This window comes from Thalassovita gelatinovora (assembly GCF_001458355.1).
Lineage (GTDB): Bacteria > Pseudomonadota > Alphaproteobacteria > Rhodobacterales > Rhodobacteraceae > Thalassobius > Thalassobius gelatinovorus.
Map to the genome: position 1 here is coordinate 106,909 of NZ_CYSA01000016.1, position 19,494 is coordinate 126,402.

Below are 19,494 nucleotides of genomic sequence, written 5' to 3' on the forward strand. Positions count from 1 at the left end.
GCGATCAACCCGCGTCACTGTCCTTTTTTGGACGCGGCAGCCGTTTATGCGCCGTCACCGGCCCGTCGCCCTGCGCCGCGATCCGGTCGATTGCTTCGGCCATGTCTTCGAACACAACCGCCATGCTGTGAACATTGGCATGCAGGATGCGCCCGCGCCCGGCGACCAGCGCCACGTGCCCTTTCCAGAACAACAGATCGCCGCGCCGTGGCTTGCTGCCCTCGGGCAGCAACCGGCCCAACCCGGCTTCCTGCTGGTCACTGTCGCCGGGACAGTCCAGTCCACAGGCCAGACAGGCGGCCTGCACCAAGCCGGAACAATCGATGCCCCAGATGCTGTTACCACCCCACAGATAAGGCACCCCGAGATAACGCTCGGCCTCGCTCACCACGTCCTCGGCATGGAAATCGATCGGGTGGACATGCTGAAGCGGCACATAGCCTTCGGCCAGCACCAGAAACCCGTCATCTTCGCCGGTGGCGCGCAACCGCGATCCTGCGCTCAGCCCGAACCGTTCGGCGGATTTGAACCGCGGCGCGGCATAGACATGGGTGGCGCGGGCGGTGACTTTATGGGTCGGCGGGCGGCGATCTTCCAGGTCCTGCGCCGGCAGATACCCGACATACCCATCGCGTTCGCATTGCACAAAAGCCCAGCCTTCGCGCGATTCGAACCTCGTGACCGCCTCCCCCATCACCAATTGCCGTTCGCGCCGTCCCAGCGGCGCATTCAACAGATCGACCAATGGCCGCGCCACCACGCGCCTGACACCTTCGGTATAAAGCGGTACATCGACCACGCCGCGCAAAGTCGTCGCGGCAACGCGGCTATTGGCCGGGATCAGACGGCGATCCATCTGCTATATCCCCAACACACCCGGCAACGCCTCCAACAGCGCCCGCGCCCCCATGCCGACCCCGCCCGTGGGCCGCGCCGGGGCGGCTTTCGGTTGCCAGCCATAGATATCGAAATGGGTGTACCGAACACCATCACCGGCAAACCGGCGCAGGAACAGCGCGGCGGTGATCGCACCGCCAAACCCACCCTTCGGCGCATTGTCCAGATCGGCAATGCCCGGTTCTATATCTGCCTCGTAAGGGTCCCAGAACGGCATCCGCCACACCGGATCGGAAACCTTGGCTGCGGCCCCGTCCAGCGCCGCCGCGACCGCGTCATCACCGGTGAAATACGGTGCCAGATCGGGCCCCACTGCGACCCGCGCCGCGCCGGTCAACGTCGCCATCGACAACATCAGGTCGGGATCGTTTTCGGCCCCGTAAGCCAACGCATCGGCCAGAACCAGACGACCCTCGGCATCGGTATTGTTGATCTCGACCGTCAGCCCCTTGCGCGAATTCAGAATATCCTGCGGCCGGAATGAATTGCCGGAAACCGCGTTTTCCACCGCCGGGATCAGCACCCGCAACCGCAACGGCAGGCCAAGCCCCATGATCATATGGGCCAGCCCCAGCACCGTCGCTGCGCCGCCCATATCCTTTTTCATCAACCCCATGCTGGCACCCGGTTTCAGGTTCAAACCACCCGTGTCGAAACAGACCCCCTTGCCCACCAAAGTCAGCGCCGGGCCGCTGTCGCCCCAGTTCATTTCGATCAACCGCGGGGCTTTGTCGCTGGCCCGGCCAACCGCGTGGATCATCGGGAAATTCCGGGTCAGCAGGTCTTCGCCAAGAATCACCGAAAACCCAGCACCATGTTCGGCGGCCAATTGCGCCGCCGCCGCTTCCAAGGCGTCAGGCCCCATATCGCTGGCAGGCGTGTTGATCAAATCGCGGGTCAGGCATTCGCCTGCGGCGATGATTTCCAGCCGCGCGGCATCAACACCCTCCGGTGCCAGCAGATAGGCCTCGGACGCAGTGCGGCTGGCATAGCGGTCAAACACGTACGAAGACAACAACCACCCCAGCGCTTCTTCTTCTGCCTTGTCCGCCGGCAGGCCCGACACGATTTCATAGGCCCCCGCCGGCAGTGACGGCACCGCCGCAGCCAGATGGAACCGGCCCCGTTTGCGCGCGGCGTCGTCGCCATACCCGATCAGCACCGCCTCCGGGGTGCCATTGGCACCGGGGATCAACAGGCTTTGGCCGATACCGGGCTTGAACCCGCTGGCCCGGACCCAGGCCTGCACCCGCGCCGGCTGATCATCGATCCAATCCTGTAGCCCGTGTTTATCGACCACATGAACCGGGGTCGGGGCGTCGGTGGAATGGGCAAAACGGGGCATCATCGAAGGTGGCCTTTCTGTCTGATTTCGGCCCCAGCCTACGCCAACCGCCCGCACCTGCAAGGGGATCAGACATAAAGATTTTGCAAATTCCACAACGCCGATAACGCCCCGTCGCCAACCCGCTCCAACCGCGCCCGCATCACGGTCGTTGCCACCGCGTCACCGCCATCGATACAGGTCAGCAATTGGTGGGCCACATCGGCCAGCGACTGCACGGCAAACTGAGGTCTTAGAACTCAACGACAGCGCAGATTGATTTGTCCTGATTTGGGGGGACTAAGGGCGTCGTGAGGCGGTCGCAGAAAACCGGACAGTCGGCTCAGCTGTATCCCAACCCATTGAAGGGATACTAAAATGACGAAACGCCCAAGCATTACAGGACAGTCTAAGGCCAAAGTGGTGTTGGAAGCGTTGCGCGGTATGTACGCTCTGCGGTGATGTCCGAGCGTCACCAGTGCGGCACATGTGAAATAGGCACCAACGACATGGCCTGTCGTGGATGCGGAACTCAAGCTGCATAGAATCACTGTGCCGCGCGTGGCAAATGCCTCGACCACGCCCTTTGTGACGACGGGCAACACCAATGCTCTTGTTATCAGGATCGCTGAAAAACTAGCCGACATGATTAAAACTTCACTATTCATGTGAATAAGAATGCGCCCTGCGCGCTTCCTTATGCTTTTTAAGGCCAACAGTGGGAGTTCGTATTTATGAGTGCTTTGGGCACAAACCGCACCTGTGCTGACCTCGCCCATGCTGAATTTCCAAAAACATACACCGGCATGACGCAACCACGAAACTCCGCTCACTGAGCGCGGCAACCATTTTGCCACACCAAATTACCGGATCAAACGGCCCGAAAGCATACAAGGAACGACACAATGAAACGCCTGCCTAAACTCTTCTGCGCTGCAACTGTTGCGCTCTCTTCCGTCGTGGCCACCGCGGCCATTGCAAAAGACAAACTCGACATCCAAAGCGCGTGGCCTCTGAACATGGCCGCAAGCGGCGCAAACGCAGAATATCTTGGCAAAGCGTTAAACGCCGCCTCAGGCGGCGAACTCGACGCAACCGTATATGGCGCGGGCAAACTTGTGCCATCCCTGCAAATCTTTGACGCTGTTCAACAGGGCACTCTGGACGCAGGCATTACCTCGCCGCTCTATGTCGCTGGACGCTTTCCCGCGGTGCAACTCTTTGGCGGCATTCCTTTTGGTCCAGATGCCATTGAACACACGGCATGGATTTACAACGGTGGCGGGCGCGAAATCTGGGAAGAAATCTACGCAGCCCAAGGCGTCAAGACGATTCCTTGTGGTCTAATGGATGCCGAAGCCGGCGGTTGGTATAATTTTGAAATTAACTCCGTCGACGATCTCAAAGGCAAAAAAATCCGCTTTGCAGGCCTGGCAGGCGAAGCACTGGCCGAACTCGGGGCGTCCATCGTTCTTTTGCCGTCGAGTGAAATTTACCCTTCACTGGAGAAAGGCATCATTGATGGCACCGAACTCTCCTTGCCTGCAATCGACATTCTCCTCGGTTTCCAACAAGTCGCAAAATACTACTACCTGCCCGGTTGGCACCAACCCGCCGCGATGAACGAGCTGATCATCAACATGGCGAAATGGGACAGCCTGTCTGATGCGAACAAAGCCCTGATCGAAGAAAGCTGTAAGGCCGTGAACATGACCTCGATCACCTCGACCGTGCCAATGAATGGCGAAGCGGTGGCACAGTTCAAAGAGGCCGGCGTCGAACTGCGCAGCTTTACACCGGAAGTCCTCGCGCCAATCGAAGCCGCCTTTGACAAAGTGATCGCGGAACAAGTTAAAAACGATCCCGAATTCAAACGCGTTTGGGACTCGCTCGAGGCCTACCGCGCGAAAACCGGCCTCGGTCTGAGTGAATAAAGACTGTTGCGCCGGAGCCCCCTCTCCGGCGCACTTTTTTAGGACAACCTCATGCAGCTCCTCATCTCTACGATTGACCGTGCGGTCGCCGGCATCGGCAAAACGGGTGCGCTCTTTCTCCCGCTGCTGATGCTGACGATCCTGCTCAATGTGATCCTTCGATATGTGTTTCGGATCGGGTCCATTGAGCTTGAAGAATTACAATGGCACCTGAATGCCATTGTTGTCATGAGCAGTCTCGCCTGGGCCTATCAGTGCAACCGCCATGTGCGGGTGGATGCGTTCCACAGCCATATGTCCGTCCGCGTGAAGGCTGTGGTCGAAATCCTCGGTGTGACTTTCCTGTTGTTCCCATTCGTATGGTTGGTGAGCGACAGCGCATGGACCATTTTTGGCTATAGCTGGAAGCTCAAAGAAGGCTCGCCGATGCCATCAGGACTGCCCGCCCGTTACATCATCAAATTCGTTATGGCGGCGGGGCTAAGCCTTTTGTTTTTACAAGGCATCTCCGTTCTACTGAAGGCTGTAAAAAGCCTGCTGCACCCCTCTATCACGACTGAAAAGAGCTAAGCCATGGATGCGATTTTTGTCTTTCTTCTGGCGGCAAGCTTTCTGATCGTCATGTTCTCTGGCTACCCCATCGCATTCGTTCTGGGCGGCGTGGCGGTGGCTTTTGCTGCTCTTGGTACCTTGCTGGACAATTTCACCGTGGTCGATGCCGATATGGCCTCGCTCAGAATGATTGGCTTTGTTGCCAACCGGATTTTCGACAGTCTTTCGTCTTACTCGCTGATCCCTATGTCCATGTTCATCTTCATGGGGATGATGCTGGATAAATCCGGCGCGGCCGAACGACTTTTGACCCAAATGCACAAAGTCCTGCGCCCTGTTCCCGGCGGCATGGCTGTCGCGGTCGTGATCATTGGTGTGGTACTGGCGGCTTCGACCGGCATTATCGGTGCTTCGGTCGTTTTGCTGGCAACCATCGCCATGCCGGCCATGCGCGCGGCGGGCTATGAGGACCGACTGGGTCTTGGCGTGATTGGTGCGACCGGCTGTCTGGGGATTTTGATCCCGCCTTCGATCATGTTGATCGTCATGGGGGATCAGTTGCAAATCCCCGTGGGGGATCTCTTTCGCGGCGCTATGGTGCCCGGTCTTTTGTTGGCGCTGTTTTATGTTGGCTATGCGGTGTTCGTTGCTCTGCGCAATCCGTCTGCCGCCCCTGCTCTTGCCTATGCAGACCCACGCCCCCTCTCCACTGCGATCAAAGACTTGGTTGGTTCGCTTTTGGGACCGCTTTTGCTGATCATGGCGGTTCTGGGATCCATCATCTTTGGGATTGCGACCCCGACGGAAGCCTCCGGCATCGGTGCTGCGGGGGCCACTCTCCTTGCCTTTGCCTCAAAACGCCTGACCTGGGACAGTTTCAAAGAGGTCTGCCATGAAACGGCATTGACCACCGCATTTCTGTTTGGCCTGATTTTCGGTGCCTCGTGCTTTTCGGTGGTTTTGCGGGGGTATGGCGGGGACGAGTTGATTGAAAGCGCACTCCACGCCTTGCCACTTGGTCCGAACGGTACCCTCGTTTTTATCTTGTTCTTGGTGTTTCTATTGGGGTTCTTCTTGGATTGGATGGAAATCATCTTGATCGTAGCGCCACTGGTCTTGCCTGTGCTTTCCGCCCTTGGTCATGAACCGGCTTGGGTCGCGATCCTCATGGCGATTTGTCTACAGACATCGTTCCTGACACCGCCTGTGGGGATGGCGCTCTTTTACCTCAAAAACACCGTGGACGATGTGAAAATCACCGACGTTTACCGCTCTGTCCTGCCGTTTATTGCGATCCAAGTGACAATCTTGATGCTCGCATTTGTGCTCCCCGTTCTTGTTCTCTGGTAAGCGTCCCTTTGTGCCAAAATGAGGTGAGGCCGGTTTGACCTCACCTTTTTCGTATCAGGGATTCATCAACACTGATTGGGATGGGTAATCAGACGCCCAAGTCGCCGGAAGCGGTGCGATAAAGACATTTTCGGTTCTATTTTGAATGAACCGCCATTGGCCATCGTCGCATTTGCGAAACTTATTGTAGAGACGCGATGAGCGCAGCATGGCTTTCCCATCAGAAAAGAGCCACGGCTGCATATGTACCCAATTCCCTTCAGCGGTCATCGCATCTGGTGCAACGCGGATTTGTTCTGAGGTCAGGTAGTGACAATTCAGGATAAGCTGCGGGTCTGTTTTGCCACCCCAGAAATTTTGGAAATGCGCTTTGATCGCATCCCATCCTTCAGCGCGGCCAAACTGTCCGTCATAATATTCGCCAACCCCTTCCCAGACAGCCTCTGGCGCAAAAAGCTCCATGATGCGATCGATCCTGTCGGCATCATCATTTGATCCGAATTCCGGGTTGGGCGTGTCACACAAAAACATGTAGCGCGCCTGTATCCGGCGCACCTCAGCCTCAGCTTCGAGAACAGCGATTCGTGCTTCAAGAGCTGAAAATTGGTCATCCGTCATATTGTGCATCCTTATCCTGCGGCATTTTTCATCTTTCCGCTTTAGCCATGCTCAATTCCAAAGTTTATTTCAATATTCACGTGAATAATCTTGACCGAAATCCGACATACGGGAATATTACTGTAACAAGCGCACAAAAATCGCTCAACAAGCCACAGGGAAAACATGACTGTAGCCGAACAGAATAACTGCGCATTGGCGCATACTCTCGATATGGGCGGCGACGGCCTGAGAGTGGCGATCAAAGACTGTATCGACATCAAGGATATGGTCAGCGCCTGTGGGTCTGCCGCACTCATAGACAGTGCGCCAGCGACGGAAAACGCCGTGGTCGTTGACAGTGTCTTATCGAATGGCTGCAAGATCATCGGCAAGGCCAACATGCATGAACTGGCCTATGGGATGACCGGTGTGAACACCACGTTCGGCACCCCCGTGAACCCGCATTGGCCCGATCGTATCCCCGGCGGTTCCTCCTCTGGCTCCGCGGTGGCAGTCGCCGCAGGATTATGTGATTTTGCCATCGGCACCGACACGGGCGGCTCCGTGCGCCAACCCGCGATCTGTTGTGGCGTCTATGGCATCAAACCCACCTTTGGCCGCGTCAGCCGGGACGGTTGTCACCCCAAAGACAGCTCTTTGGATTGCGTTGGTGTTCTTGCCCGCACTGCCGAAATGCTGGTCAAAGGAATGGAGGCGATTGATCCAACCTTTGAACGCCAAACATTGACGAAAGCGCCGCGCCTCGCCCGTGTCAAAAGCAATGTCGAAAAGAAACTGGGCGATGCGCTGGTCTATGCCTTGATGGAAGGCTTGCCAGATGCCGCCTATGTGAAATTGCCCCATATGGAGGCCGCGTTCGAAGCAGGCATGACGGTGATCGGCGTCGAAGCGGCCGTCGCTTACGGCCCGCTTGTGGATGCTGGGAAACCCTTGGGCGCGGATATCCGAACCCGTCTGATCAATGCCCGCAAAATCACGGATGAAAGCCTTGGCGCCGCCGAAGACATCCGCACGACATTCACCAACGAAGTGGATGCCATATTCGAAGACTATGACGTGTTGGTCACCCCTGCCCTTCCCATCATTCCCCCGACACTGGCCGAGGCCAAAGACCCCGCAACGGTTTTGCCCCTGACCAAACTGTTGCGCCCCTTCAATCTAAGCGGGCACCCCGCGATCGTCCTGCCGATCCCGGTCGGACCAGATCACCTCCCCGCAGGTATCCAAATCATCGGGCGCAAAGGCGAGGACGCGTTTCTCTGTGCGATTGCCGTGTGGCTCACCAAGACCCTGACTGCATTCCAACCGGAGGACAAATCATGACCGCTGATGCAGCGCTGGCTGAACAGCCGCTAACCAAAGACGAGGTACTCGCCAGCATCCGCGCCCGCGCGACCGAATTTCAAAACCTGCGCCACATTCCGCAAGATGTCGTTGATCAGTTCAAAGCCCTGGGCGTCTACCGGGCCTTTGTACCCGCCCGTTTCGGCGGCGATGAAATAAGCCCCGCCGCGTTTTGCCGCCTGATCGAAGACATTTCTGCCGCAGATGCATCCGCCGGATGGGTCGCAAGTTTTGGTGTTTCCGCCACATATCTGAGCACCTTGCCAACCGACACCTATGCCGAAATTTTCGGCAAGAACCCGGACACGGTGTTCGCAGGCGCCATGTTCCCGCCGCAACCGGCCAAAACCGTTGCCGGTGGCTATGAAGTCACCGGGCAATGGCCATGGGGGTCTGGCATCATGGGCGCGGATCTGGCAGGCGCCGGCATCAAGGTCGAAGATCAAAACACCAAACTCCCGCTCATTGCGATCATGCCAAAGGCAAAGGTCGAGGTTGTCGACACGTGGAAAACCCTTGGCCTGCGTGCCACAGGCTCTCATGACATCAAGGTAGACCGTGTTGTTGTACCGCGCGAATGGACCTTTATTCGGGGGTCCAAACCGACGATGGACGATCGTATCTTCCGCTATCCGTCTATGGCACTCGCCTCGCAAGTTTTGGCCGTCGTCGCCTTGGGCGCGGCACGCGCGGCGCTTGATTTCCTGCACAACAGTGGCTCGCGCCAATCCGTGACCGGCGCACCGAAGCCGGGCGCAAGACCCTATTTGCAGACCGAATATGCCAAAGCGCGTGGCATGTATTTGGGCGCGCAAGCCCTGTTCTACGACACCTTGGACGAAGCCTACGCGGAACTCGAACACCAAGAGACGGTCAGCCGCGACACCCATATTCGCTTGCGCCTTGTCGCCTCAAAAGCCGCAAAAGACGGGGCCGAAGCAGCGCGTATGGCCTTTGCCCTCGGCGGCTCTGCCGCGATCAACGAAGGCCATCCCCTTGGCCGTTACATGCTTGATGCCGCTGGCGTCGCGCAACACGCCTTCCTCAGCGAAGGCACATGGACCGGTGCAGGCGCCGCCATGTTCGATGAACCCACCATGCCCGGCTACCCATAAGGAACATTCCGATGACCGATAAAGCATCCCTGCGCACCTTGCTGTGTTTCAACAATCACCCGACTTTCTTCTCTCTTCCCTTCGATCAAATCGGCCCGGTGTGGAAAGCCACCCAAGAACTGATGATGGGGATCGATCAGATGGACGGCGTCCAAATCGTCGGCACCTTTGACGACGATCAGACCATGGTTGGGGCCAGCCAGGGTTTTCCCTACACATGGTATATTCTCGCGGACTTCCCGGATCGCGAGGCGGTTCAGGCCGCTTGCAACCTGCTGCGCACCATCGTCGTGGGCGAAGCCAATGATCGCCTTTGGAAATACATGACGGTTGAGGCCCGCATGGGCCGCGCCCTCGAAATCCCCACCGAAATTCTTTAATTTAAGGGAACAGACACATGTCTCTTGATACGCCAAAATTCAGCGATTTGGACGCGCTCTACGATGTGGAAAACGCCAAGGTCGCAACTGAAATGTACGAAGATCCAGAACTCTTCAAAGAAGAAATGGATCGGATTTTCAAAAAGACCTGGGTCTGGGTCGCGCATGAAAGCGAATTCCCCGACAAAGGCTCTTTCAAACTGTCCCAAGTCGGCCTTGATCCGGTCATTGTGGTGCGTGACCGCAAGGGCAAAATCCACTGTATGGTGAACCGCTGCCGCCACCGCGCCGCCACTGTATGCGAAGTGAAAAAAGGCAAAACGTCATCGTTCCAGTGCCCCTATCACGGCTGGGGCTACGGGTTGGACGGATCGTTGCGTGCGGTGCCCTACCCCGAACAATATGGCGATGACTTTGACAAGTCCCAGCATGGATTGTTGAAGCTTCGCACCGAATCCCATGAAGGCATGGTCTTTGCGACCTTCAACGAAGACGCCGAACCGCTTGTGGATTTCTTGGGGCCTGAAGTTTGCCGCTACATGACCTTGTTCATGAAACAAGGCGGCGGGTTCCCGGTGAAGGTTCTGGGCGAGCACCAGTTCCAAGTTCCGATGAACTGGAAAGTGCAGCTGGAAAACACCACCGACGCCTACCATTTTCCCATCGTGCATAAATCTTTCATGCAAACGCTCGATGAAAAAACCGAAGACCTCTTTGACTTCATGGAAAAAAATGAAGGCTGGGTCGAAGATCTGGGCAACGGACATTCCATATTGATGATGATGCCGTCACGCGCAGATCTGGATGAGCGTCTCGACGATCCGATCGAACCTCGGTTCGAATGGCTCGCCGAAGAGATCCGCAAAGAAGGCTATAGCGAAGAGCAGGTCAAAAAGATCGTGCTCGCCGTGGGTGGACCAGGGTTCAACATGAACCTGTTCCCCAACGTGTCCTTCTCTTTGTCGTTCTTCCGCGTGTTGACGCCGATTGCCGTGGACAAAACCGATATTCGTCACATGGCATTGGGCATGGATGGTGGACCAGCGATTGCCAACCAAACCCGCCTGCGCCTGCATGAGCATTTTCAAGGACCGATGGGCTTTGGCTCGCCGGATGATGCCGAAGTCTGGGAACGGGTGCAACGCGGCACGCGAGGCGGCGAAGAGCTTCCGATCCTCGTCAATCGCGGCATTGTCGACGAAAAACCCGGCGTGACGGGCCCACGTGGTCATGTGAGTTCCGAAACAGGAATGCGCGCTGCCTATAAAATGTGGAAGCACATGATGGAAATGGAGGCCTGAACCATGACCGAGATGAGCAAAATCGACACCAAGGCCCTCTTGGCGGATGTGACCGAATTCCTCTGGCAGGAAGCGGATATCCTTGATCGCAAAGACTATGACGCGTGGATTGATCTGTGGCTGGAAGAAGGTCTTTACATCCTTCCCATCGGCGACGGTGAAGATTACGAAAACCAGCTTAACCTATGCCATGACAACGATAAAATGCGCCGCATGCGCGTTGACCGCTTCAAACGTGGCTTCTCGATCTCGTCTGCCCCCGCAGCGGATACCGTGCGCACAGTCAGCCGGATCGTGATCGAAAGCGCCGAGGGCGATATCATCAAAGTCCGCGCCGCCGAGCATCTGATCGAGAACAAATTCGGGCGTCAGCGCATGTGGGCCGCGAACCTGTATTACACGCTTCAGAAAACCGAAGACGGCTTCAAACTGGACCGCAAAATCGCAAAAATTCTCAACTCCGACGGGATGCTGAATTCGTTCAGCTATTTGTTCTAATGGCGACACCTCTTCCAGAAAAAATACAAACCGCTGTGGTCACGGGCGGCGCCCGTGGCTTTGGGGCCGAGGTCTGCCGTGCGCTTCACAAGGACGGCTTTCGGGTGATCATCACAGATGTTGATCCGGGCACCGAAGCGGCCGCGCTTGCCTCTGAACTTGATCTTTCGGGCGATACCGGCATGACCGCAACGCTTGATGTGTCCAAGCCCGAAGACTGGCAGCGTGTCCTGGACGAATGCGTGACGCGCTATGGTTCGGTCGAGGTGTTGGTCAACAACGCAGCCCGCACCAAGGCCCAGCCCGTGATGGACATTGATCCGTCTGAATTCAACGACATCATGGCCATCAATGCCGGTGGCACTTTCGCGGGTTGCCAAATCTTTGGACGCCATTTCAAAGAACGGGAATATGGCCGGATCGTCAACATGGCGTCCCTTGCGGGTCAAAACGGTGGAACCGCAACCGGCGCGCATTATGCCGCCTCCAAAGGGGCGATCCTGACGCTGACCAAAATCTTTGCCCGCGATCTCGCGCCCTTCAACATCACCTGCAACGCCATCGCCCCCGGTCCGATGGATACGCCCATGGTGCGCGATGTTTTGGGCGACAATATTGACAAGGCCATTGCCAATATCCCGGTTGGGCGTTTGGGCGATCCTGTCATGGTCGCGGAATTGGTCGCCATGCTCGCATCCCCCCGCTCTGCTTTCGTCAATGGCGCCTGTTGGGACGTCAATGGCGGGCTGTATATGCGCTGAGGCCTATTAAGATGACAAACACACAAACATACACGGTTTCCAGCCGTATTGATGACCGTGGCGATATCGCCCGCATCCGTTTTTCCCCTAAAAGCGGCGGTCAAATCATTCCCTTTACGGCGGGTGCCCATATCGACATCTATCTTCCCGATGTCGATCTTTGGCGGCAATATTCGCTCTGCTCTGACCCTGCCGAAACTGGATTTTACGAAATCGGCGTTCTCAAAGACCCGAACTCGCGGGGCGGCTCTACGGCGGTGCATCGCCTCGCCACCGAAGGGGCAGAGTTCAAGGTAGAAGGCCCGCGCAATCACTTTCCGCTTGATGAAACCGCGACGCAAACCGTGCTTTTGGGCGGCGGCATCGGGGTCACTCCGATGATTGCCATGGCCAAGCGCCTTCATGCTTTGGGCAAAGATTTTGTCCTGCACTATTGTACGCGCTCCGAAGAAGTGACCGCGTTCAAAGACGACCTTGATGGCTCTGACTTTGCCGACAAAATCGTCTATCACTTTGATGATCAAGATGACAGCCAACGGCTCGACTTGGCCCAGGACCTTCCAGCCCCGGATCCCGACACCCATCTCTATGTTTGCGGCCCGCAAGGGTTCATGGATTGGGTCATCGGGGCGGCCGAAGGCGCAGGCCACGTCCCCGCGAACGTACACCGCGAATACTTCTCCGCAGAGGTGGAATTGTCCGGCGACAGTTTTGAGGTGGAATGTGCCCAAAGCGGCATCACAGTCACCATCGGTCCGAATGACACAATCGCCAAGGCCCTCGCAAAAGAGGGCCTAAAAATTGACGTGAAATGCGAAGAAGGTGTCTGCGGCACCTGCATCACAGATGTGTTGAGCGGCGAAATCGATCATCGCGATCAGTTCCTCACCGAGGATGAGCGCGAAGACGGCGATCAACTTTGTGCCTGTTGTTCGCGCGGCAAGGGCAAATTGGTTCTGGATATTTGAGGAGAACACCGATGGAACTCACTCCGAACCAGATCGCCTTTCGCGAAGGCATGAGCCGCATGGGGGCTGCCGTCAATCTGATCACCTCTGACGGGATCTCAGGGACACATGGGATTGTGGCCTCTGCGGTTTGTTCGGTGACAGACACGCCGCCCACCCTTCTGGTCTGCGTCAACCGCAACGCATTTGTCCATGACAAGTTTCTCGAAAACGGGGTGCTCTGTGTGAATGTCCTAGCCGCCCATCACCAAGACCTGTGCCGGGTCTTTGCCCGCTATGTCGAGGGCGTAGACCGCTTTTCCTATGGCGATTGGCTGACCCTCAGCACGGGGTCTCCTGTGCTCAGTGATGCCAATGTCGCCTTCGATTGTCGGATCGGTTCGGTGTTGGAACAGGGGTCACATTCGGTGATGTTCTGCGAAATCAAAGCCGTTCACTTGCCCGAGAAACCGGATCGCGGCCTTGTCTATTTCAGTCGCGATTATCACCACTTGGAAACCGGAAAATCACAGGCCGGTTTTCCGCCCACGCCAAAAGAAGCATGACAGGGCTGCCGCCCCTCACACCCCTTATCAGATTCAGCTTCAAAATCAGACAGAGCCTATGACAGAGCGCGTGTTTTTTAACCAAATGCGACTGCAACGCGGTGGAATCGAACTGGATCAGGGAAATTTACGTAAACTTTCTTGACCCAATTCCGACTTGCGGTAGTTTTACCGTAATAAGATCGCGAAGGAATAGGAAAGAAACCACAAGGCTTGGCACCACAAGAGCTGACCCATCTCACTTGAACACGGGGAAAAAACCAAGCTCAAAATCGGGCAGTCCCCTCGTTCGACCCCTTAGCCCAACAACCAGATAACAACTTGAAACAGGCACCAGAAAAACGGTGCACCAATGCTGCAACAGGGAAACGCACAATGAAAAAACTCCTCTCAACCGTCGCCGCGACCATGATTTTGTCCGGCGTGGCCAACGCCGAAACCACTTTGACAGTGGCCAATTGGCTGCCCCCGTCTCACCCATTGGTTTCCGAGGTCATCGTCCCGATGACGGAACAGATCAAAGAGGCCACAGCAGGCGAAGTGGTCGCAAATATTCTGCCCGCCCCCCTCGGGCCGCCACCCGCGCATTTTGACTTTGCCGTCAACGGCGTCGCGGACATCACTTTCGGCGTGCAAGGCTACACAGCAGGCCGTTTCAAAACCACAAACATCGCGGAAATCCCGTTTCTAGGCGACAGTGCAGAGGCAATTTCGGTCGCCTATTGGCGGACCTTTGAGGCTATGCTCAAAGACGCGGGCGAATATGACGATGTCAAAGTTTTGGGGGTCTTCACCCACGGTCCCGGCGAAATTTTCCTGAAAAAAGGCGACGCGAGTGCGGTTGATCTGTTGGATGGCAAAAAACTGCGTGTCGGCGGGGGCATCGTTCACGAAGTCGCCTCCACCTTGGGTGCCGTTCCCGTAGAGGGCCCCTCGTCCAAGGCTTATGAACTTCTGAGCCAAGGCGTCGCGGACGGCATTCTCTTCCCCTATGAATCTGTCAGCTTCTTCAAACTTATCCCGCAGCTCAGCGTCGGCGTTTCCGTGCCAGGCGGCCTTTACAACACATCCTTCTATATCGTGATGAACAAAGCGAAATGGGACAGCCTGACGCCCGAACAACAAACTGCGATCGACAGTGTCACCGGCGAAGCGCTGGCCCGCATGGCGGGTCAGATGTGGGATCGCGTAGACGCGGCGGGACTTGAAGCGATGGCTGGGCAAACCACCGTCACCCCCGCCACGGAGGAACAGGTCACCGCGTGGACCGAAGCGTTGCAGCCGGTCGTGGACGCAAAACTCGCCGAGGTTTCCGAAACGGGCGTAGACGGGGCTGCGGCTCTTGCAATGCTCAAAGCTGAAATCGCTGCAGTTGCCGCGGAACAATGACCAAGACCATTGACACGGGTGTTCGGGAGGGGGGCACAGGCGCCTCTCCCGCGCATCACCTGACGCGGTCTGGAATCTTTCTGGGCAGTATCGGGGGCGTTCTTTTGCTCGCCATGATGGGACTTACCGTCTGCGATGTGATCGGGCGCTATCTGTTCAACTCCCCGATCAAAGGCGCGAGTGAATTGACTGAAATCCTGCTATGTGCCGTGATTTTTGTTGGACTTGGGGCCGTCTCCTTGGCGGAAGATCACGTGACCGTCGATCTTTTGACCGAAAAGATGCCGCTGGCTGTGCAGCCGTTGCGGCAGGCCGTCACCGGGGTCTTGAGCGGCGCCATCCTTGTCGTGATCTCATGGCGGCTTTGGATCTATGCGGACCAGATCGGCGGCTATGGCGGCTCGACGACCAATCTCAGCATTCCCATCGCGCCTCTCGGCTATTTCTGCGCCATCTGCGCATTTATCGGCGGTGTGATCACCGCTTTTCTGCCCCTCGAACGTTTCATCAAACGTTTGAAGCAATAAGGGACAAGACACATGGAACATTGGCCTATTGGAATGGCTGTTCTGGCCTTTCTGTTGTTCATGGGCATGCCCATTGCCTTTGCTCTTACAGGCGTCGGCTTGGTCGGCGTGGTGTCCATTATCGGCTGGTCCCCCTCGTTGGCATTGCTTGGATCGGTCTTTTTCGACAACGGGCGCGATTACACACTCTCTGTCCTGCCGCTCTTTCTGTTGATGGGGAACTTTGTGGTGCAATCCGGGATCGCAGCAGAGCTTTATGCCTCTGCCTATGCTTGGTTGCGCCATCGCAAGGGCGGATTGGCGACCGCGACAGTGGTGGCCTGTGGTGCGTTCTCGTCAGTTTGTGGCTCATCGCTTGCAACGGCGGCCACCATGACCAAAATTGCGCTGCCCTCCATGCGGCGCTATGGCTACCCGGATCAGCTTTCGACCGCATCGATTGCTGCGGGCGGCACGTTGGGTATTTTGATCCCTCCTTCCGTGATCCTTGTGTTCTATGGCATCCTCACCCAACAAGACATCGGGCGGCTGTTCCTTGCCGGCCTGATCCCCGGCGTGATCGGTATCATCGGTTACTCTATCGCGGTGCGCTTGTCGCTTAGGTTTCAAGGAATCGATCTGCCGACAGAACCAAAATTGCCGCTCTTGGATCGTATTCGGGCGCTCAAAGGGACGTCGGGCGCCTTGGCTCTGTTCACCTTTGTCATGGGCGGGATTTACCTTGGTGTCTTTACGCCGACCGAAAGTGCGGGCATGGGCGCAGGCGGGGCCTTTCTTTTGGTGATCCTGAAACGCCAGTTTTCCATCGAAGCAACGCTGTCCGTGCTGTTCGACACGATGAAAACCACGGCAATGATGTTTTTCATCCTCTTTGGCGCGCTGACCTTCACCAATTACGTGAACATGTCTGGCATGACCAATGACATTCAGACCCTGATCACCGGACTGACCAGTAGCCCGATGGGGTTCATCCTGATCGTGTTCTGCATCTACCTCCTGCTCGGTTGTGTCTTGGAAAGCCTGTCGATGATCATGCTCACCGTGCCTGTGTTTTATCCGATCGCGGCCGACCTTGGGATTGATCTGATCTGGTTCGGCATCTTTGTCGTGATGGTGACGGAAATATCCTACATTACCCCGCCCGTCGGGATGAATGTTTTTGTCCTGCGCTCTGTGGTGCCGGATGTCCGGCTCAGCACGATTTTCAAAGGCCTTGTGCCCTTCGTCACGATGGATGTGCTCCGCGTGGGTCTTTTGACGGCAGCACCCGTTCTCGTGCTGATCCTCACCTAACAACCGCAAAAGAGAGACCCAGAGAGACAATGACAACCTCTTATAAAATTGGTGTGATCGGTGCCGGCAATATCGGCACCGCTATGGCCGCGCTGGTGTCGCAATCGGGTGCGGATGTCTGGCTCACAGCGCGCGGTGCGCGGCTGGGTCAAATCACGCAGGACGGCGTCCATTTGGATGATCGGGGCACTGTAATCTCTGCCCGCCCGAAAACCTGTGACCACCTCAAAGCCCCCATGGACGCGCTGTTTGTCTGTGTGAAATCCCAAAGCCTTGCCTCAGCGCTTCACCTGAACCGGGCGGCGATCACGCCGGACACATTAGTGATCCCGATGGTGAACGGCTTGCCGTTTTGGTTCTACGCCGATGAGACCGGGCTTGGCGCGGTACCGCTGCTAGATCCCGACGGCGATTTGGCGCGGATTTTAACCCCGCAACAGGTGCTTGGTGCCGTGCTATTGATGACCGTTCAGATGGATGACGCAGGTCTGGCAAAATCGTCCAACACCCCGACCCTGAGTCTTGGCGCGGTATGCGAGGGCGTCGATGCCGACAAAGTGGGTCAGTTGATCTCTCTTTTGAACTGCGGCGGAGTACGGACAGAGTTTGATCGGGATATCCGGCAAAAAGTTCTTGTTAAACTGTTGGCGAATTTCGCAACCAATCCGCTCTCCGCACTGACTGGTGCGATGCTTGATGAGCTTGGCCAAACCCCCGCCCTTCGCGACATTTCCACAGCGCTTGCGGATGAGTTCCGGGACTGGGCCAGCAGCGAAGGTTATGAGCTTCCGCCAAATGCGTGGCTCGTGGATTTGTTGATTGATGCAGGGGCTTTCCCGACATCAATGTTACAGGATGCTTTGGCCGGCAAGCCTCTTGAACTTGATGCGATTTGCCTTGCCCCGATGGAACTCGCCAAGGCGAAAGGCACCCCTATGCCCACCTTGGGCGGGCTTTTGGATCTTCTAAACACGGCCACGTCACTCCCCGCAAGAAAAGCTCAGGTGCCCGACATGATCCAAACCCTGCGCCTCTCACAAACCGCCTGAAAGGACAACTCGATGAACAGCCAAACGCCCACGATCACCCCACCGATGGCGGGGATGACCGAAGCCGACCTTCGCGTGCAGCTTGCAGATTTCTACCATCTGGTGAGTTACCTTGGTTGGACAGAATTGATTTTCAACCATATTTCTGTCCGCCTCCCCGGTGAAGACCATGCCTATCTCGTCAACCCGATGGGATTGCATTATGATGAGGTGACGCCCGAAAATCTTCTGGTTGTCGGGGTGGATGGCAAGCTGTTGCGCGACAGTGCCTATAAACCAAATCCGGCGGGGTTTGCCCTTCACGGCGTGATCCATGAACACCGTCCAGATGTTGGCTGTGTCGCGCATACGCACACGACCCCAATCTCAGCAATGACAATGAAGGGGTTCGACATTGATCATGACAATTTTTATGGCGCACAGCTTTACGGGCGCGTTGCCTATCACACATTCGAAGGCATCACGATTTACGATGAAGAACGCGGGCGCATTCTTGAATCCCTGAAGGGCAAACATGTATTGGTGCTGCGCAATCACGGGATTGCTGTGTGCGAGGCCGATATTCCTCTCACCTTTTTCCTGTTGTGGACCGTACAACGCGCCGCCGAAATTCAATGTGCCGCAAGCGCAATTCCAGGCCCAAACAACGCCCTGACCGAAGACATCAAACAGAAATGCGCCGATGACGCACAACGCCTGAAAGACAACGCTTCCTTTGCCACATTGTTGTTTGACGCGATGATCCGCAAGATGAAGCGCGACCGCCCGGAATTCGCCTGACTGTTGGCTCAGACAAACAGGGCGGCTTTCTCGCGGCCCTGTTTGTCATGCCCATCCGGCACAATGCTGATCCAGTTTAGCCCCCGTGCAAGACTGCGGCGCCAATTAGCGTCGATGTCGCGGATCGCGACAGCCAAAGACGATTGCGCTATGCGTCGATAAATCACGTCACTTTTCACATTCTATTCCATTACAAACCTCACTAAACTTCGCGCGAATACGTGATTTGGAGACACCTAGCAGTGACAGTGAAGCAGGATAGCCCTAAAAAATTCAAAGAAAATTGGCCTTTTTTCTGGGTGAGCCAAATCAACGCCGCTTATGCCAATGCCCTTGAGCGGCGGATCAAATCCTATGGCATAGATATGCCCCGTTGGCGCGCCATGATGAGCCTTTACGAAGATCAGTACCTTTCCGTTTCCGAGATCGCAGAGTTTTCCGCTCAGAAACTCAACACAACCACGAAAGTAGTGCAGCGCATGATGAGTGACGGTCTGGTCTCGACCAGAGTGCGTCCAAATGACGGTCGCGTCACAGAAGTGTGCCTCACGAATAAGGGCGAAAAGCTACGCAAAGAAGCCTTTACTGAAGCACAAGTCATCTTTCAAAATACATTCGAACAGTTCTCGGAAGCAGACCTTGCAGCTTTGAACACCACACTGTCGAAACTCCATGCAAGGCTCAAAAAACTCTAATCCCCAGAGCAGAGTTGACTGGGGAAATCTGAACAGCCGGGATAAGTGGGTTTTCCGCGCTACAGCGGCATGATGCTGCAAGCAAGGAAAAGACACCACGCCGGAACCATAGCCCGGCATTCAAGGCAAAAGTGGCAACCTGACCCGAAGCGGAAAACCACTTGGAAAATG

The 19,494-nt window shown here is 56.4% G+C and carries 22 protein-coding genes; 18 read left to right on the forward strand and 4 right to left on the reverse strand.

What is annotated here, in order from left to right:
- Positions 1 to 4: 4 nt before the first annotated feature.
- The 3 genes from TG4357_RS08880 to TG4357_RS19470 form a co-directional block, all read right to left on the reverse strand.
- Positions 5 to 856: a C40 family peptidase gene (locus TG4357_RS08880; RefSeq protein ID WP_058262527.1), complete on the reverse strand. Its 852-nt coding sequence runs from the start codon at positions 854 to 856 to the stop codon at positions 5 to 7.
- A 3-nt stretch (positions 857 to 859) separates the two neighbouring features.
- The gene (locus tag TG4357_RS08885; RefSeq protein ID WP_058262528.1) at positions 860 to 2,245 is read right to left on the reverse strand and encodes a leucyl aminopeptidase family protein; all 1,386 of its coding nucleotides are present in this window, start codon (positions 2,243 to 2,245) and stop codon (positions 860 to 862) included.
- Positions 2,246 to 2,310: 65 nt separating this feature from the next.
- Positions 2,311 to 2,460, reverse strand: coding sequence for a hypothetical protein (locus TG4357_RS19470; protein WP_158509060.1), 150 nt, complete (start codon positions 2,458 to 2,460; stop codon positions 2,311 to 2,313).
- 280 nt (positions 2,461 to 2,740) lie between these two features.
- Between TG4357_RS19470 and TG4357_RS20030 the strand changes: the two genes are divergently transcribed.
- From TG4357_RS20030 to TG4357_RS08900, 4 genes are all read left to right on the forward strand, one after another.
- Complete coding sequence (locus TG4357_RS20030; RefSeq protein WP_082644108.1) at positions 2,741 to 2,893, forward strand: hypothetical protein; 153 nt, start codon at positions 2,741 to 2,743, stop codon at positions 2,891 to 2,893.
- Between the two features lie 233 nt (positions 2,894 to 3,126).
- Positions 3,127 to 4,155 (forward strand): TRAP transporter substrate-binding protein, encoded by a 1,029-nt coding sequence (locus tag TG4357_RS08890; RefSeq protein WP_058262529.1) that lies wholly within the window; start codon positions 3,127 to 3,129, stop codon positions 4,153 to 4,155.
- A gap of 51 nt (positions 4,156 to 4,206) precedes the next feature.
- Positions 4,207 to 4,725 (forward strand): TRAP transporter small permease subunit, encoded by a 519-nt coding sequence (locus tag TG4357_RS08895; protein WP_058262530.1) that lies wholly within the window; start codon positions 4,207 to 4,209, stop codon positions 4,723 to 4,725.
- Positions 4,726 to 4,728: 3 nt separating this feature from the next.
- Positions 4,729 to 6,057 (forward strand): TRAP transporter large permease, encoded by a 1,329-nt coding sequence (locus tag TG4357_RS08900; protein WP_058262531.1) that lies wholly within the window; start codon positions 4,729 to 4,731, stop codon positions 6,055 to 6,057.
- Between the two features lie 54 nt (positions 6,058 to 6,111).
- On the opposite strand, the gene TG4357_RS08905 is transcribed toward TG4357_RS08900, so the two are convergent.
- The gene (locus TG4357_RS08905) at positions 6,112 to 6,675 is read right to left on the reverse strand and encodes a nuclear transport factor 2 family protein (protein WP_058262686.1); all 564 of its coding nucleotides are present in this window, start codon (positions 6,673 to 6,675) and stop codon (positions 6,112 to 6,114) included.
- Positions 6,676 to 6,840: 165 nt separating this feature from the next.
- On the opposite strand from TG4357_RS08905, the gene TG4357_RS08910 reads away from it, so the two are divergent.
- The 14 genes from TG4357_RS08910 to TG4357_RS08975 all read left to right on the forward strand — a co-directional run bounded on the left by TG4357_RS08910 (position 6,841) and on the right by TG4357_RS08975 (position 19,323).
- On the forward strand, positions 6,841 to 8,001 hold the full coding sequence (locus TG4357_RS08910; protein ID WP_058262532.1) for an amidase: 1,161 nt from the start codon (positions 6,841 to 6,843) through the stop codon (positions 7,999 to 8,001).
- Positions 7,998 to 9,137, forward strand: coding sequence for an acyl-CoA dehydrogenase family protein (locus TG4357_RS08915; RefSeq protein ID WP_058262533.1), 1,140 nt, complete (start codon positions 7,998 to 8,000; stop codon positions 9,135 to 9,137). Before TG4357_RS08910 ends, TG4357_RS08915 begins: the two co-directional genes overlap by 4 nt.
- 11 nt (positions 9,138 to 9,148) lie before the next feature.
- Positions 9,149 to 9,517 carry a hypothetical protein gene (locus TG4357_RS08920; protein WP_058262534.1) on the forward strand — a complete coding sequence of 123 codons (369 nt, stop codon included), beginning with the start codon at positions 9,149 to 9,151 and terminating at the stop codon, positions 9,515 to 9,517.
- A 17-nt stretch (positions 9,518 to 9,534) separates the two neighbouring features.
- A complete protein-coding gene (locus TG4357_RS08925; RefSeq protein ID WP_058262535.1) occupies positions 9,535 to 10,818 on the forward strand; it encodes an aromatic ring-hydroxylating oxygenase subunit alpha in 1,284 nt (427 codons plus the stop codon).
- A gap of 3 nt (positions 10,819 to 10,821) precedes the next feature.
- Entirely contained in the window at positions 10,822 to 11,316 is a 495-nt protein-coding gene (locus TG4357_RS08930; protein WP_058262536.1) for an aromatic-ring-hydroxylating dioxygenase subunit beta, read from the forward strand.
- On the forward strand, positions 11,316 to 12,077 hold the full coding sequence (locus TG4357_RS08935; RefSeq protein WP_058262537.1) for an SDR family NAD(P)-dependent oxidoreductase: 762 nt from the start codon (positions 11,316 to 11,318) through the stop codon (positions 12,075 to 12,077). Before TG4357_RS08930 ends, TG4357_RS08935 begins: the two co-directional genes overlap by 1 nt.
- An 11-nt stretch (positions 12,078 to 12,088) precedes the next feature.
- Entirely contained in the window at positions 12,089 to 13,045 is a 957-nt protein-coding gene (locus tag TG4357_RS08940; RefSeq protein WP_058262538.1) for a PDR/VanB family oxidoreductase, read from the forward strand.
- An 11-nt stretch (positions 13,046 to 13,056) separates the two neighbouring features.
- Positions 13,057 to 13,590, forward strand: coding sequence for a flavin reductase (locus TG4357_RS08945; protein WP_058262539.1), 534 nt, complete (start codon positions 13,057 to 13,059; stop codon positions 13,588 to 13,590).
- Between the two features lie 375 nt (positions 13,591 to 13,965).
- The gene (locus TG4357_RS08950) at positions 13,966 to 14,979 is read left to right on the forward strand and encodes a TRAP transporter substrate-binding protein (protein WP_058262540.1); all 1,014 of its coding nucleotides are present in this window, start codon (positions 13,966 to 13,968) and stop codon (positions 14,977 to 14,979) included.
- Positions 14,980 to 15,095: 116 nt separating this feature from the next.
- Positions 15,096 to 15,506, forward strand: a complete 411-nt coding sequence (locus TG4357_RS08955) for a TRAP transporter small permease (protein WP_233487463.1) — start codon at positions 15,096 to 15,098, stop codon at positions 15,504 to 15,506.
- A gap of 12 nt (positions 15,507 to 15,518) precedes the next feature.
- Complete coding sequence (locus TG4357_RS08960; protein WP_058262541.1) at positions 15,519 to 16,799, forward strand: TRAP transporter large permease; 1,281 nt, start codon at positions 15,519 to 15,521, stop codon at positions 16,797 to 16,799.
- Positions 16,800 to 16,828: 29 nt separating this feature from the next.
- Complete coding sequence (locus TG4357_RS08965) at positions 16,829 to 17,848, forward strand: ketopantoate reductase family protein (RefSeq protein WP_058262542.1); 1,020 nt, start codon at positions 16,829 to 16,831, stop codon at positions 17,846 to 17,848.
- Between the two features lie 12 nt (positions 17,849 to 17,860).
- Positions 17,861 to 18,628, forward strand: a complete 768-nt coding sequence (locus TG4357_RS08970; RefSeq protein ID WP_199484643.1) for a class II aldolase/adducin family protein — start codon at positions 17,861 to 17,863, stop codon at positions 18,626 to 18,628.
- 242 nt (positions 18,629 to 18,870) lie between these two features.
- A complete protein-coding gene (locus tag TG4357_RS08975; RefSeq protein WP_058262543.1) occupies positions 18,871 to 19,323 on the forward strand; it encodes a MarR family winged helix-turn-helix transcriptional regulator in 453 nt (150 codons plus the stop codon).
- The last annotated feature ends 171 nt before the right edge of the window (positions 19,324 to 19,494 follow it).